Annotated in this window: 13 protein-coding genes; 9 read left to right on the forward strand and 4 right to left on the reverse strand. The window is 61.6% G+C overall.

From position 1 onward, the window contains the following. Positions 1–242: 242 nt before the first annotated feature. Positions 243–983: an IS6 family transposase gene (locus tag U1701_RS17280; RefSeq protein ID WP_332783824.1), complete on the reverse strand. Its 741-nt coding sequence runs from the start codon at positions 981–983 to the stop codon at positions 243–245. A 156-nt stretch (positions 984–1139) separates the two neighbouring features. Between U1701_RS17280 and U1701_RS17285 the strand changes: the two genes are divergently transcribed. From U1701_RS17285 to U1701_RS17300, 4 genes are read left to right on the forward strand one after another with little or no spacing between them, the layout of a single operon-like run. Next, positions 1140–1568: a hypothetical protein gene (locus U1701_RS17285; protein WP_332783825.1), complete on the forward strand. Its 429-nt coding sequence runs from the start codon at positions 1140–1142 to the stop codon at positions 1566–1568. After that, positions 1565–3136 (forward strand): ATPase domain-containing protein, encoded by a 1572-nt coding sequence (locus U1701_RS17290; protein ID WP_332783826.1) that lies wholly within the window; start codon positions 1565–1567, stop codon positions 3134–3136. The genes U1701_RS17285 and U1701_RS17290 overlap by 4 nt, the downstream gene beginning before the upstream one ends. Continuing rightward, positions 3133–3882, forward strand: a complete 750-nt coding sequence (locus tag U1701_RS17295; protein ID WP_332783827.1) for a sensor histidine kinase — start codon at positions 3133–3135, stop codon at positions 3880–3882. The genes U1701_RS17290 and U1701_RS17295 overlap by 4 nt, the downstream gene beginning before the upstream one ends. Continuing rightward, positions 3882–4247 carry a response regulator gene (locus U1701_RS17300; RefSeq protein WP_332783828.1) on the forward strand — a complete coding sequence of 122 codons (366 nt, stop codon included), beginning with the start codon at positions 3882–3884 and terminating at the stop codon, positions 4245–4247. Before U1701_RS17295 ends, U1701_RS17300 begins: the two co-directional genes overlap by 1 nt. Before the next feature lie 252 nt (positions 4248–4499). Here U1701_RS17300 and U1701_RS18770 read toward each other — a convergent pair whose 3' ends face one another. Further along, positions 4500–4775 carry a tyrosine-type recombinase/integrase gene (locus tag U1701_RS18770; RefSeq protein WP_443026086.1) on the reverse strand — a complete coding sequence of 92 codons (276 nt, stop codon included), beginning with the start codon at positions 4773–4775 and terminating at the stop codon, positions 4500–4502. Here U1701_RS18770 and U1701_RS17305 point away from each other — a divergent pair. The 3 genes from U1701_RS17305 (at position 4680) to U1701_RS17315 (ending at position 8383) form a co-directional block, all read left to right on the forward strand. After that, the gene (locus U1701_RS17305; protein ID WP_332783829.1) at positions 4680–5333 is read left to right on the forward strand and encodes a recombinase family protein; all 654 of its coding nucleotides are present in this window, start codon (positions 4680–4682) and stop codon (positions 5331–5333) included. The genes U1701_RS18770 and U1701_RS17305 overlap by 96 nt on opposite strands. Then, positions 5330–7654 carry a GH92 family glycosyl hydrolase gene (locus U1701_RS17310; RefSeq protein ID WP_332783830.1) on the forward strand — a complete coding sequence of 775 codons (2325 nt, stop codon included), beginning with the start codon at positions 5330–5332 and terminating at the stop codon, positions 7652–7654. Before U1701_RS17305 ends, U1701_RS17310 begins: the two co-directional genes overlap by 4 nt. A 153-nt stretch (positions 7655–7807) precedes the next feature. Further along, entirely contained in the window at positions 7808–8383 is a 576-nt protein-coding gene (locus U1701_RS17315; protein ID WP_332783831.1) for a YdeI/OmpD-associated family protein, read from the forward strand. A gap of 609 nt (positions 8384–8992) precedes the next feature. Here the strand turns inward: U1701_RS17315 and U1701_RS17320 are convergent. Further along, positions 8993–9385, reverse strand: coding sequence for a hypothetical protein (locus U1701_RS17320; RefSeq protein WP_332783832.1), 393 nt, complete (start codon positions 9383–9385; stop codon positions 8993–8995). Between the two features lie 105 nt (positions 9386–9490). On the opposite strand from U1701_RS17320, the gene U1701_RS17325 reads away from it, so the two are divergent. Further along, positions 9491–10489 (forward strand): KAP family P-loop NTPase fold protein, encoded by a 999-nt coding sequence (locus U1701_RS17325; RefSeq protein ID WP_332783833.1) that lies wholly within the window; start codon positions 9491–9493, stop codon positions 10487–10489. Positions 10490–10575: 86 nt separating this feature from the next. After that, positions 10576–11799, forward strand: coding sequence for a serine/threonine-protein kinase (locus U1701_RS17330; protein WP_332783834.1), 1224 nt, complete (start codon positions 10576–10578; stop codon positions 11797–11799). A 254-nt stretch (positions 11800–12053) separates the two neighbouring features. On the opposite strand, the gene U1701_RS17335 is transcribed toward U1701_RS17330, so the two are convergent. Beyond that, positions 12054–14450 carry an ABC transporter permease gene (locus U1701_RS17335; RefSeq protein WP_332783835.1) on the reverse strand — a complete coding sequence of 799 codons (2397 nt, stop codon included), beginning with the start codon at positions 14448–14450 and terminating at the stop codon, positions 12054–12056. Positions 14451–14453: the final 3 nt, after the last annotated feature.

The following is a 14453-nucleotide window of genomic DNA, read 5'->3' on the forward strand; positions in this document are numbered from 1 at the left end:
GAAAACCATCCGTACCGCGCGTTCGCGAACTTCCGGCGCAAACTTGTTCGTCGTCTTGCTCATACAGGCTCCACCTTCTCAGGAGTTGGAGCCTCCGGCAAACCCGGCGCGGTTCAGTCTTCATTCGCCTGAAACGCAGCGTAGCGCGCTCCCTTCGTCGGAACGACAGGTGGCTGTTCGGTGCTGTCAGTGTAACGCGAACCGTCTGCACACGATGCACCTCGAACTTCGGGTGCGGCGGCCTAGCTCGCGAGGATCTGCCACTCGGCCAGCGCGGCCGAGCGTCGTTCCTTGTAGGTTTGGCGGTCGACGAGGTGGCGTTCGAGATTAAAGTGGTTTTGGACATTGGCATGGACCGAAGCGAACTTTTGCAGAGTCTTCATTCGCCTGAAACGCAGCATAGCGCGCTCCCTTCGTCGGAACGACAGGTGGCTGTTCTCAACCCGGTTGTTGGCCCAGCGTCCGACCTCCTGTTTATCGGTATAGCCCAGCTCCTGGGTATAGCCCAGCTCCTTCATCGCGGCACCGTACGAGCGCAGTCCGTCGGTGGTGATCGTCTCGGGCCGGCCGTGACGCTTCAGCGCCTTCTTCATGAAGGTGAGTGCTGCCCCCTTGCTCCTGGGTTTGGTGATATAGCTCTCTAGGATCTCGCCCTCGTGATCGACCGCTCGCCAGAGGTAGACCATCTCACCGTCCAGCTTCACGTACATCTCGTCGAGGTGCCAGCGCCAGTGACGGAAGCCCCGCATGCGACTTACCCGCTGCCGTCGGATGTCGCCGGCGAACATCGGGCCGAACCTGTTCCACCACATGCGCACCGTCTCGTGACAAACGTCGATACCACGCTCGAACAGCAGGTCCTCGACGTTGCGCAGCGACAGCGGAAATCGGACGTACATCATGACCACGAGCCGGATCACCTCCGCCGACGAATTGAAACGGCGGAACGGGCTAGGCGGCAGCGCCCTCGATTTTCGGCTCATACACCGCCGGTATCATCCCCCCTCCCCGCCTGCCACTTTGGTCTGACAACGCCCGGGAGAGACCTTTAGCATGGCACCAGGCAAAACCGACCGATGAAGCCGTCGCGGCAGCCAACTGGAACGCGGTTGTAAGATTGGCTGAAAGGGCCGACTGTGGTGGCGATGGCGTTCAAGGAAAATCCGCTGGTATCAATGCGAGCCCTAGCGCAACGATTGCTGACCTTGGAAGGTCGGCATCCGAACGCCTCCGGTGATCCGGCCGACGAGGCGGCGCGGGTCTTTGAGCGTCTACGGGTCGCGCTGGCGCGGTTTGCCGGGCTTGACGCCTTCACCTCACTCGTGCGGCGAGCGCATGCGCTTGCGCGCGCGGACGATCCTTCTCTGCGACAACTTTCGGTCAGAGCGGATGGATCGCTCGAAGGACTGGAGAAGGTCTCTGGCGATGCGGTGCTCGCGATCATCGTGCAGTTTCTGGGGCTATTGGTCGCTTTTGTCGGCGAACCCCTCACGCTGCGCTTCGTTAGCGACGCCTGGCCCGACGAGTCATTAGACGACCGACATGAAGATACGAGGTCAATCGCATGAGCAGTGAGAGTATTAATCAGGAGCGAGACCGGGTCCCTATCCGACGCCTGCCCACCGGCGTCCCCGGCCTCGACGAAATCCTCGCCGGCGGACTGCCGGAATATTCGTTCAACATCATTGCCGGCAATCCCGGCGGCGGTAAAACTACGCTGGCGCATCAGATAATGTTCGCCAACGCCACGAGGGAACGCCCCGTTCTCTATTTCACCGTACTTGGCGAGCCGGCGGTCAAGATGCTGCGCTACCAGCAGCAATTTTCGTTCTTCGACATGGCTAAGGTAGACGGTGCCATTCGCTTCATCAATCTCAGCCACGTCGTCATGGAGAAAGATCTTGGCGCGGTGCTCGATGTCATCGTCAAAGAGGTCGAGGATTCCAACGCCGGCATGGTTTTCGTCGACTCGTTTCGCACGATGCTGCGAAGCGGCCACACGAAGTCGGATGGGATGGATCTGCCCGACCTCATTCAGCGGTTGGCGCTGTACCTCACGAGTTGGCAAGTCACCTCGTTCCTGATCGGCGAATACTCAGAGACAGAGTTTCGCGACAATCCCGTATTCACAGTTGCCGATGGGCTGTTGTGGCTTAACCAAAGCGTCGAACGCAATTCGATCGTGCGCAAGATGCAGGTCATCAAGATGCGCGGTCAGAATACTGTGCCTGGGATGCACACCTTCCGCATCACGGACGATGGCGTGCAGACCTTCCCGCGCACCCTTGGGCTCACCGCCCCGTCAGATACCGTCAAGGGCGAGCGGCGGCTTGCGACCGGTGTCCCCGGCTTCGATGCGCTGTTGAACGGCGGCGTACCCGAGGGCGACAGTATGCTTCTGGCTGGGCCGTCCGGATCAGGCAAGTCGATGCTGGCGTCACAATTCGCCGCCGAGGGTCTTAGTCACGGTGAGCCGGCCATCATCGTCATCTTCGAAGAGCTTCCAAGGGACTATGTTCGGCGGGCGGGGAAGGTCGGCATCGATCTCGTAACGCCGCAGGAAGAGGGCACGCTCAAGATCATTTACATCCGCCCGCTGGACCTTTCGGTCGATGAAACTGTCCACGAAGTCATCGCGGCAGTGAAAGACCTTGGCGCAAAACGGGTCGTGCTCGACTCGCTTGTCGGCTTCGAAATGGCGCTTGCCCCAGAATTTCGGCACGAGTTCCGAGAGTCGCTCTATCGGATGATCGCGGCACTAACCCGGACGGGCGCAACTGTTGTAAGCACCGTGGAGGTTCAAGAGAACTTCACCTCGATGGGTCTGAGTAACTACGCCATATCGTTCCTGACCGATGACATCGTGCGGCTGCGCTACGTCTCGATCAACGGACAAATGCGCAAGATGATGCTCGTCGTAAAAATGCGTGGCGGCCCTCACAGCATCGATATGCACGAATACACGATTACCGACAGTGGCGTCGTAATCGGCGAGCCGCTCAGGGGCTATCGCGGCCTTACCAGCGGCATTCCCGAAACCTGGTCCTGGGAGTCCCGAGATCGGCGAGCCGAGCATCCGACTGCCGGCGCCCGTGACGAGTCCGATGAAGAGTTGCCTCGAGGGAAAGCGGAATGACGGATCACGCGCAGGACGGCGAGCACGAGCAGCTCCTGCGCGACATGAACGCTGCGCTCCTGACATCCTCGATCCGTCAGCAAGAGTTGACCGAAAAAGCCCAGCGGGCCGAGGCGAGTATGGAAGTGATGGTAGCCGAGCTCCAGCACCGCACCCGTAACCTCATCACCGTGGTGAGCGCGATCGCGAACCGGACGATGGCGCGGACGGGTCCGACTGAAGAGTTCCGCATAAAGTTCAACGAGCGCTTGCAGGCGCTCGCGCGTGTGCAAGGTCTGCTATCCCGCACCGAGATCGAGCCGATCACTATCGGCGCGCTGATCCGCATGGAACTGGACGCGCTTGGAGCAGAAGCCTCCGACGATAGAGTAACGCTGAAGGGACCTAACGTCGTCTTACGCGACACTATCGTGCAGACAATGGCGCTGGCGATCCACGAGCTCGCCACCAATGCTCGGAAATACGGCGCGCTTGCGGCCCACGACGGGGCGCTGAAGGTCACGTGGGCTGTGAAGCAGGTGGGCGACGCGGCCTCCAACCTTGTTCTGGAGTGGGTTGAGGAGGGTGTCGGTAGCGCGCCGGGGGGCGAGGATACCACGCGAAAGGGGTATGGGCGCGAGTTGATCGAGCGCGCTCTTCCCTATGCGCTCAACGCCACGACCAGCTTTGAACTGAACAATGACGGCTTGCGATGCACGATCGACCTGCCGCTCACCGATCGCAACCGCGCAGAGGACCGCGAGTAATGACCAATACCAAGACCATGCTTACCGGACAAAGTGTTCTTTTGGTCGAGGACGATTATTTGATCGCGGACGACATGGCCTGTCTGTTGGAGGCAGGCGGCGCTGAGGTGATCGGACCAGTGGCAAGCGTGGATACGGCTATCGCGCTGATCGAGCGGACGGAGCGCATCGACGGGGCGATCGTAGACGTCAATTTGCAGGGCGTGATGTCCTGGCCCATCGCCGACGCGCTTCTTGAGCGCGGCGTGCCCTGCGTATTTACGACAGGGTATGACAAGTCTTCTATCCTAGCGCGTTACGCAGACGTAGTCCGCTGCGAAAAGCCCGTCGATCTGAACAAGATTGTAAAGGCGCTGTTCGGCTGAGGCTCCATACGCATCAAATCCTAATGCTTCAAGGGCGTTGCTGGTCAATCGTCCGTCTCATTGTTGCTCGCGCCGTTTACGCTTTTCCGCAGGTTCAGAAGCGTCAGAATCCCGGGTCGGAAGTCCGGCCACGGAAACTTTTTTGCGTACCTTCGGCTACGACTGACTATGCCTGAAGCCCGTCTTCCTCGGCGGACCGCCTGAGCAAGCCGCTAACCAACAAAGGCGCACCGATTGCTCGCGGCGTGGCATTCACGCCATGTGTCGCGTGATCAATCGGCCGACCCGCTTGGCCGCATTCAGCACGGCGGCGTCGTCATGGTGTGCATAGCGCGCCGTTGAGGTAATCCTCACGTGCCCGAGTAGCTTGCCGATTATCGGGAGCGTTTCGGACAGTCCCGCCGCGTGGCTAGCAAAGCTGTGGCGCAGGTCATGGATGCGAACGCCCGGCAAACTCGCCTCGTCCCGCCATTGCTGCCACTGGTAATTCAGCGACAAGGGCCGGTCCCGCGCCTCGTCCAAGCACACCTCGGGCCGATTTTGCTGCCGGGGCAGGCTGTCGAGCAAGGCGCGCACGGTACGGGTGCGCCCGCCCATTGGGCCGAAGTCCCCGGGCATTATGACGATGGGGGGCTTTCAGGCGGCACCCTTGAGCGCCCTGCCCTTCAGCGCCTGCTTGCGGAGGTTGCCGCCGGTGCAATCGACATCATCGTCGTCTACAAGGTCGATCGGCTTACCCGCTCGCTGCTCGATTTCTCGAAACTGGTCGAAGCCTTCGACGCGTCCGGCACCTCGTTCGTGTCGGTAACCCAGTCGTTCAACACCACCACCCGCATGGGGCGGCTCACCCTCAACATGCTGCTGTCGTTTGCGCAGTTCGAACGCGAGGTCACCGCCGAACGGATCCGCGACAAGATCGCGGCGTCCAAGGCCAAGGGTATGTGGATGGGTGGCATTGCGCCGCTGGGATGTCGGATTGGCAGATCCTGGAAGCGGAGTTTCGTTTATGTTAGGTTCGGCGGGGCCGCCCCACATTTACGCGCGGCCTTTCGTCGAATGCGCGGCAATGCTCTAAGCGTACCATGATGATTACCCGCCCAATCACGCTGCTGACGTTCATAGCCGCGCTCTCCGCAGCGCCGCTCTCCGCGCAATCCACCTTCGAGCAGGTTGATCCGATGATCGGAACGGGCGGTCAGGGCCACACCTTTCCCGGCGCGGTCGCTCCATTCGGCATGGTCCAGTTCTCGCCCGACACTGACACGGGTTGCGTGATCCGCACGTGTTACAGCCACGCCGCCGGCTATCGCTATGACGATCCGACGATCCAGGGCTTCTCGCTGACGCATTTCTCGGGCGCGGGGCATTCAGACCTCGGCGATTTCTTGATGATGCCCATCGCCGGCGACACGGTCCCGCTCGAACCGGGCGATCCGGCCAGGCCCGGCACGGGCTACCGATCGCGCTTCGATCATGCCGCGGAGATCGCGCGACCCGGTCAGTATTCTGTGATACTGAGAGATCGCGGTGTTCATGCCGAGCTTACCGCTGGCACCCGGATCGCCGTAGCACGCTATCTCGCCTCATCGAAGTCAGATGCCATGCATCTCGTACTCGATTTACGTAGTTCGCTGTATAATTACCCGGGCAAGGTGTTGTGGTCGTCGATCCGGTTGCGTCGCGATGGCACCGTGACCGGTTGCCGGCAGACCCGCGGCTGGGCGCCCGGCCGAATACTGTGCTTCGCAATGCGCTTCTCGGTGCCGCTCAAGTCACACGCCATCGTCTCCACCGAGACCGATCTCGCGTACAAGGGTTTTCAGGGGCCGGGACGCGCGAGCGACGAGGTCGCCGAACGGTCCGGCCGCGCGCTGGTGGCACGCTTCGATTTTGGCGCGCTCGACCGTCCGCTCGAGGTGAAGGCCGCGATCTCGTCGGTCGACGAGGCCGGTGCGATCGCTAACCTTGACAGCGAGCCCGGCGACTTCAACGCTATCCGCGCGCGCACCACGACGGCATGGCGCGATTCGCTCAATGTGCTAAAGATCAAGGCGCCCGCGCCAATGCAGAGATCGGTTGCCACTGCCCTGTATCACAGTCTCCTTGCGCCATCGATCGCAAGCGATGCAGACGGTCGCTATCGCGGGCCGGACAATCAAGTGCACAAAGCCGAGGGTTTCCCCTTTCGCTCGACCTTCTCGCTCTGGGATACGTTTCGCGCGGAGCATCCGCTGCTTACCCTGGTGCAGCCTGCCCGTACATCCAGCGACATCGTCCGCTCGCTCGTTGCGAGCCGCGAGAACAGCCCTGATGGCATCCTGCCGGTGTGGCAGTTTCAGGGGCGCGAGACCTGGACGATGATCGGCTACCATGCTGCACCGGTCATCGCCGACGCATATCTGAAAGGCATCCGCGGATTCGATGCAAACGCCGCGCTCAATGCGATGGTAGCGAGCGCCACTTATGCGCCGTATGGTGGGCTCGGCGAGTATATGAAGCTCGGCTATGTTCCCATCGACCGGGAGCCTGAGGCCGCCTCGAAGACGGTGGAATACGCATATGACGATTGGACCATCGCTCGCATGGCGCGCGCGATGGGGCGCAAAAATGTTGCGGCGACTTTCGAAAAACGCGCCAGCAACTGGCGCAACAGCTTCGATGCGAAGACGGGCTTCGTGCGCGCACGCAAGGCCGACGGCAGCTTCCGCACGCCGTTCGATCCGACCGAAATCAACTACGGATCGGATTATACCGAGGGCAATGCTTGGCAATATAGCTGGTTCGTGCCGCAGGATCAGGCTGCGCTTACCACCGCCCTTGGCGGCGATGCGGCGACCGTCGCGAAACTCGATGCGATGTTCGATTACGACAATTCGAAGCTGGATTACAGCCACGCCGAAGACATCGCCGGGCTTATCGGCCAGTACATCCATGGGAACGAGCCCAGCCATCACGTCGCTTATCTCTATAGCTATGCGGGCGCGCCGTGGCGGACCCAGGAACGACTAAAGCAGATCGTGGAGAGCCAATATCATCCGACCTCTGACGGCTTGTCGGGCAATGACGATCTCGGGCAGATGTCGGCGTGGCTCGTCTTCACGGCGCTTGGGTTTTACCCTGTCACGCCTGGCAGTCTCGAATATGTGATCGGCCGGCCGTTCGTCGATCGCGCGGATTTGACGCTACCAAACGGTAAGCACCTGATCATCAGAGCGGACCGCCTCGACACTCGACATCCCTATGTCGGATCCGTCAGCTTGAACGGGGTGCCCGTAACGCACGCATATTTGCGGCACGATCAAATCATGGCGGGCGGCGAGTTACGTTTTACCATGCAATCGATGCCGAACACCGCGTGGGCGGCTTTGCCTGCAGATCGGCCATACTCGAGCAGCCAGTCCCATTGACCCATACCCGGCCACTCAGTGCCAGCTGCGCGCTTCCCCAAAGCCGCCGCTTGTTCATGTGGCGCTCGCCTCCTTCAGTCATTTTGGCTGCAGCACGGGGAGTGAGGTTTCATGCCGCTTCTCAGCGGGATTGGAATTGGTTAGCTTCAGGTAATGACCATTCCCCAAGCCGATGCCCTCGCGTTCGAGAGCCCCAAGGATCTTGCCGGTTGGCTCGCCGAGCACCACGCGGACAGCGGGGAACTCTGGGTTCGCATCTACAAGGCGGGTTCGCGACAGCGTTCGGTAACGTGGACCGACTGCGTCGTGGAAGCGATCCGCTTCGGCTGGATCGATAGCCTGAAGCGTCTAGGTGACGAGCGCTCCTACCTCCAGCGTCTGACGCCGCGCCAGGTCGGATCCAGCTGGTCGACCAAGAACCGTGAACACGCCGATCGGTTGATCGCTGAAGGGCGCATGACTCCGGCCGGGCTCGCGCATGTCGTAGCCGCGCGCGCAAATGGACGCTGGGATGCCGCCTACGAGGGCTCGGCCGCCATGGTCATACCGCAGGATTTCCTGGACGCGCTAGCGGCCCTTCCTGAGGCCGAAGCGTTTTTCCGGACACTCGACCGCAAGAACCTGTACCCGATCTACTACCGTCTCCAGACAGCCAAACGGCCGGAGACGCGAGCGCGCAGGATGCAGCAAATTCTTGAGCAGCTCAGTCGAGGTGAGCGCTTTCACTAAAACGGTCCATAAGCTGCCATGCAGGGGTACGGTTGGCGATCCCCGAATCCGACATTCTTTCATGTCGCCTGCGGGCCAGCCGCGGTCGCCGGCTTCTCCCGATCGGCCCGTCAAGCAACAGGGCAGACCTGCCAAGTTGATCCGGTCCGCGCGGTTATTCGGCCTTTGAAAACTGTCGATTTCGGCGCTGGCTGGTGCGGGTAGCGTGTCGGGGAGAAATGTGAGAGCGTTGCGAATGCGTGCTTACGTGTTCACGACCGGCGTGATCTTCACTGGCCTCGCGCTAGCGCATGTCGCCAGAGTTATCGCCGAAGGTGCTGGTCTCCTTACCGAGCCAGTCTTCCTCGTTACCACCTTGCTCGCCATTGTCATGGCTATTTGGGCATTCTGGTCCGAGCGCATTTCTCGGCGCTGACGTTCGCTTCCAGTCGCGAGTCGATCTGCAGCGTTCTGGCGCACTGACCCATAAGCGGCCACTCGGCAGCCTTTAGCCTGTTCCCACAACCGGAAACTCGTTCATCTCGGCTTTCAGGGAAGGATGATGCAATGCTGGGCCAACGGCACAGCGAGAAGGGCAAAAAGAGTCCACACCGTGTTTAGCTACCCGTATCATTTGTCCTTCTTCTGTTCGACAGCAATTGGCAGGATCACGGTAACATGGCACCTTGAAGTTGAGGAAGGTGACCGATCGTAGAGACCGATCTCCAAAATGACGCTGGTATCCGATCCAGCCCGCTGCTCGACGATCGTCCCGCCGAGGTCGATCGTCTGGGATTCGCGTCTTATGCACTGGCGCTTGAGGAGGTCATCCTGAACCCCCAGGCCAAGACTCCCTTCATCGTAGGTATCTTCGGTCGCTGGGGAACAGGCAAGACCACCTTGATGCGCATGATCGAGGCACGGCTGTCCACGCGCCAAGTTGCGCCGATCTGGTTCAGCGCATGAACCTATGGCGGGGACGAGGCCATCGGCGCGGCCTTCCTGCAGAATCTGATCGGGCAAATCTCGCGCCGGCTTCGAATTTCGGACCAGGTTCGCTTTTCGGCCGGCTTGCTCAACCGCGGGCTAGCATGGGACCGGCTTCCCCTTAAGCTGCCAGCGATCCTAATGCGGCTCGTTCTTATCCTGGTTCCCGGCGTCCTCGGCCTCCTTGCGTCTCACGTGCTTGGACCTTCCCATGCGCTCGGCGTTGCCTTGGGTTCGCTTGGCGTCGGCGCATCACTCTTCGCTGGCTGGCAGCTGCTTAAGCCGCTCGTCCACAAAATCGGCACGCTAGAGCTACCCGGCCAGTCACTCTACCGCGAACTCGATTTCGAGGCGCACGTTGGAACGCTCGCGCGATTTCGCGAGCAGTTCGCGCGCATGGTCGGATCTTTGCCGGCAAGCGCTTCACAGGTGGTCATCTTCATCGACGATCTCGATCGCTGTGAACCGGACAAGGCCCTGCAGTTACTCGACGTGATCAAGGTCTTCCTAGACGTTCCGCGCTGCATCTTTGTAGTTGGCGTGGACATCGCCGTTGTCCAGCGGGCTCTCCAGCGGCGCTATCCCGACGATCTTCTCGCGCAACGCGAATATCTGAGCAAGATCATCCAGCTACCCTTTCACCTTCCGCCGCCGACGCCAACCGAGCTGCGCGATTTCGTGCTTAAGCTCGACGTGCGTTTCCCCGATGACCGATGTGGTGAAGTCTTTCTCGGATCGGTCGCGCAAAACCCGCGCGAAATCAAACGCCTAATCAACATTTATGGCCTGAACTGGTACCTGGCGCAAGCGAAGGCTGGCGCGGCGGTCACGCCGGTCAGGCTTGCGAAAGTGGTCGTGTTGCAGCAGGCTTTCGAGCCGTTATTCGGGCTACTGCGGGACCGCCCGGACTGGCTCGGCCTGCTCGAACGCGCCATGCGTGGCGACGAAGAGCCGGTGGATGGCCCCGACGGAACCGCCGGTGGAGAAACGAGAGTTATCACTGGCGGCGGGATTACCTTGCCCCCCGCGATCGCCCCTTTCTTGAGAACGACCAACTCCGCAAGCTGCTCACGCTTCACCCGCTGCTCGACATTAGAGAAGACGACGCCAATTTCGCGGGCCTCGGCGCGGAGGAGATAGGGCTATATTTCAATTTCGCTGCGCGCGTACCGCTCCGCGTAAGTGCGGAGATTGCGACCGCAACGGCCGAGACCGATGGCTCGAACTTGCCCGATTTTGGGCCCCGATACCGGGTGCTTTCGCGTCGTGGTTCCGGGGGCATCGGAGAGGTTTTCCTGGCGCAGGACACATTGGGCGGGCGGCAGGTCGCAATCAAGCGCCTGCACGCGACGCTGGCGCAGGATCCGGACTGGATCGCGCGCTTTCGCAGAGAAAGCGAAGTGCTCGCCCGGGTAAGTACGCATCCCAACATCGTCACGCTTTTGGAGGCCGGCACAGCCCCAAGCGGGGAGCCCTATTTCGTGATGGAGGACGCCGGCGTCACGACACTCGAGACGGCGATCCAGGAGGGGCACCCGCCGGATCTCGCAGTCCTGATGCCACTGTTTGACGCGCTCGCACACATCCATGATGCCGGGGCCATTCACGCCGACATCAAACCGGGCTCTATCGCACTCGACCGCACCGGGCAGCCGCGCTTGATCGATTTCGGCCTCGCTTTCGACCGTGCGACTGAGAGCACAACCCGGACAGGAACCGGCGACGTGTTGGCAACGCTGCGGTACGCCAGCCCGGAGCAAAGCATGGGTCAGCCCCTGGATGCTACCTCGGATCTGTTCAGCTTCGGCATCGTCCTTTATCAGTGCCTTACCGGAGGACATCCGTTTGGGGAGCAAAAGCCATTTGCGCAGGCCTTCGCGCAGTTGTCGAAGGACGAGATTGCGCCGCCCTCGACGCTCGTCCCCGATCTCGCACCGGCCGTGGACGACTTCTTTGCGAGGCTTCTGGCACGAGATACGAAGCGCCGCTACGCTGATGCGCGCAGTGCTGCGGCGGCCTTGGCGCAGGCACTATCGAAGCACCAGGTCCTGTCACCGCGGCACCAATTCTATGACGCAGATGAGATCGTAGCTGCTGCAGGCGAGGATGCGCCCGCGAGCGCTTCGCGCGCGCTAAAGATCTTCGCCACACCTCAACAGCAGAGCTGGCTCGTGGCTGGCAGCCAGGCGCTTCTGTTCCTGCTCGATGACGTGGAGAGGCGTCGCATTAATCGCGTCCGGCAACATGCCATCCTATTCGCCCATGTGGCACCAATCCGCGGTTCGGTTGGCGCTGACGGTGTCGGACGGGTGGACATCGGGCGCGGCCCGTACGCGACGCGATGGCTTTACAGCGTTGACCTTTTCCCCGAACCCGCGGCGCTTGAGCGAGCGATTGGGCGGTTGCTCAGCGACGCTATGAACACTGACCGGCGTGAACCAGCAGGATAAGGGATCTCGACAGAGGCTCTTTTGACAAAATGCGCCATTTGCACTGTCGGCCTGGACCCACAAGCCGACATTCAAGGTGCCCTACCGCCTCCCCAACTTGAGACACTCATTCATCTTCACGCTGCGCTGAGCTTGAGCCTTTCGACCTGCACCTCGTCCAGTCGCTTTACCTCCATCAGACCGTTGGCGTCATGGTGGTTGGCTAATTGGGCATGCCATTGCCCACCGGCATCAAACCCGCCTGCCTCAGCCTCCTAGAACTGGTGCAGCGCGCGCGCGGGTTCGGCTCGCGCGACGCGCCATGCCTGGCTGGCAACCGTCGCGGCAGCGATGACTAGCGCGAGCGCGCTGGCGGCGACGAAATACACCGGCGACAGGGTGATCCGATCGTCGAATCCACCCAACCAGTGCGACATCGCGAACCACGCGATCGGCCACGCGATCACGTTCGCAAGGAGGACCGGCTGGAGGAACTGGATCAGCAGCAGCCGCATAACGTCGCTGGTCGAGGCGCCCAGCACCTTGCGGATACCGATCTCCTTCACCCGGCGCATGGTGTCGAACGCAGCCAGGCCATAGAGCCCGAGACACCCGATCGTGACCGCCAGCACCGCGCCGGTCGTGAACAGCCGCGAGCGCTGGACGTCCTGGCGATAAAAGGAATCGTATAGTTTCTGGTCGACCGTGATTGCGCCCGACGGCACATTCGGAGCAAGGCGACGCCATACCAATTCGACCCGCGCCAGCGTCGCCGCGACGTCGCTATTAGTACGAATGACGAGGACCGGAGCCGCGCCGCCATCCGCTCGATAGCTGTACGAGACAGCATTCAGCGGCTCGCGCGGAGTAGCGAAACGCATGTCGCCGACGACGCCGATGATCCGCGCAGTCCGGTCGCCCTGTGCGATGACCTGTCCGACGGCGGCGGCGGGGGTTGTAAAGCCTAGGCGCTGGATCGCCGTGCGGTTGAGGATGACATTGTGGTCGCGCGTCTTCGTGCCCTTATCGTCCTGCTCCTCGTCGATTGCGAAGCGGCGTGGGTCAAATCGGCGACCGGCGAGCAGCGCGACGCCATAGGTCTCGAAAAACCGCTCGCCGACGGTCGCCTGGAGAATCATCGGCGGTTCGCCGGTCGCTCCGGCACGGTGCATGGCGCTGATCGAATAGCTGCCCCCGGTGGGTGCGATTCCACTGGTCGTGGTAGCTACAACTCCTGAAGTGGCGCGGACCGCGGTGGCAAGCGCCGTGCGTTGCACGCGATCAACGGCTGCGGCACCATATCCCGGCACCATGATCAAACCGTGGCGCGAGAAACCGATATCGGCGTTCTGGACATGCCGCGTCTGCGCGACGAGTATTCCGGTGCCGATCATCAGTGCGATCGCGATCGCAAACTGAAAAACGACCAGCACCTTACGTAACCGCGCGCCCGGACGATCGCCCCCTGGCGTTCGCGCCGATGCCAGCACGCCCGCGGGTTGAAAGCGCGAAATCACGAAGGCGGGATGGAACCCGGCAAGAACCGACACCGTCACGATCAACACCGCGAGTGGGACCAATATCGAGTCCGATCCCCAATAGACGATCGCTAGGGTGGTGCCGCCGGTGGCGTTCACAAAAGGCAGCGCGACTTCAGCAAGCGCCAACCCGACCAGCGTTGCCACGATCACCGCGATCAACGCCTCGCCAAGCAACTGCACGACGAGTGCTCCACGGGTCGCTCCGACGACCTTGCGCAGCGCAATTTCACGCGCACGTAGCGCGGCGCGCGCGGTTGCGAGATTGATGTAGTTGATCACCGCAAGCAGCAGCGCGACGGTGCCTACCGTGCCGAGTACGGTAACAACTGTCCCCACGGTGTCCGCGGCAAGATGCACGTCGGCCAGCGGCACGATGCCGGTCTTGGCTATATCAACCATGCCAACCGGAAAATCGGGATCTGGGTGGCGTTTGACGAATGCCGCCAGGTCGCGCGCTACGCGTGCGGCGGCGGCATCGTCGGGAAACGACAAGAAAGTCCGGAACCCCTTGCCGCGCTGTGCCGTCGCATCGGGCGGAATGGCCGTGAACAGGTCGCTAGCGTAGGATATGTTGCCAGGCAGCGGCCGCAATACCGCTCCCACCCGGTACAGATGGGGCGCACCATCGAACAGGACGGTCAGCGTTCGCCCGATCGATGAGCCTTGCCCGAAATACGTCTGCGCGGCGGTGGTGGTTATGACGATGCCATCGGGTCGCGCGAGCGCGGCAACCGGATCGCCTTCGGCCGACGGAAACGGGAAGAGCTGGAAGTAGGCCGGGTCGACCTGTCCCATCGTTTGCGCAACGCTGACCGTACCGTTCTGAACCGCGACGTCGTACTGGAGCAAGCGCGCGCCCGTCGTGCCAGGATAGTCAGCCTTCATCTGGGCCAACATCGGCGGCAGCGAGGGAATCTCGACCTTCGGATTACCGGGAAACTGGAGCGTGCGCTCGATCATCCAGACGCGCTCCCACCCCGGCAGCACGCGGTCGTAGTTGGTTTCGAACCGGACGAACAGCATCAGTACCAGGAACACTGCGATGCCGAGTGCGAGCCCGCCGATGTTGAGCATCGCATACAGCCGATGCCGGGTGAGCGAACGGTACAGCGTCAGGAAAGCTGATGACATCGC

It is taken from the genome of Sphingomonas rhamnosi (genome assembly GCF_036663615.1).
GTDB lineage: Bacteria > Pseudomonadota > Alphaproteobacteria > Sphingomonadales > Sphingomonadaceae > Sphingomonas.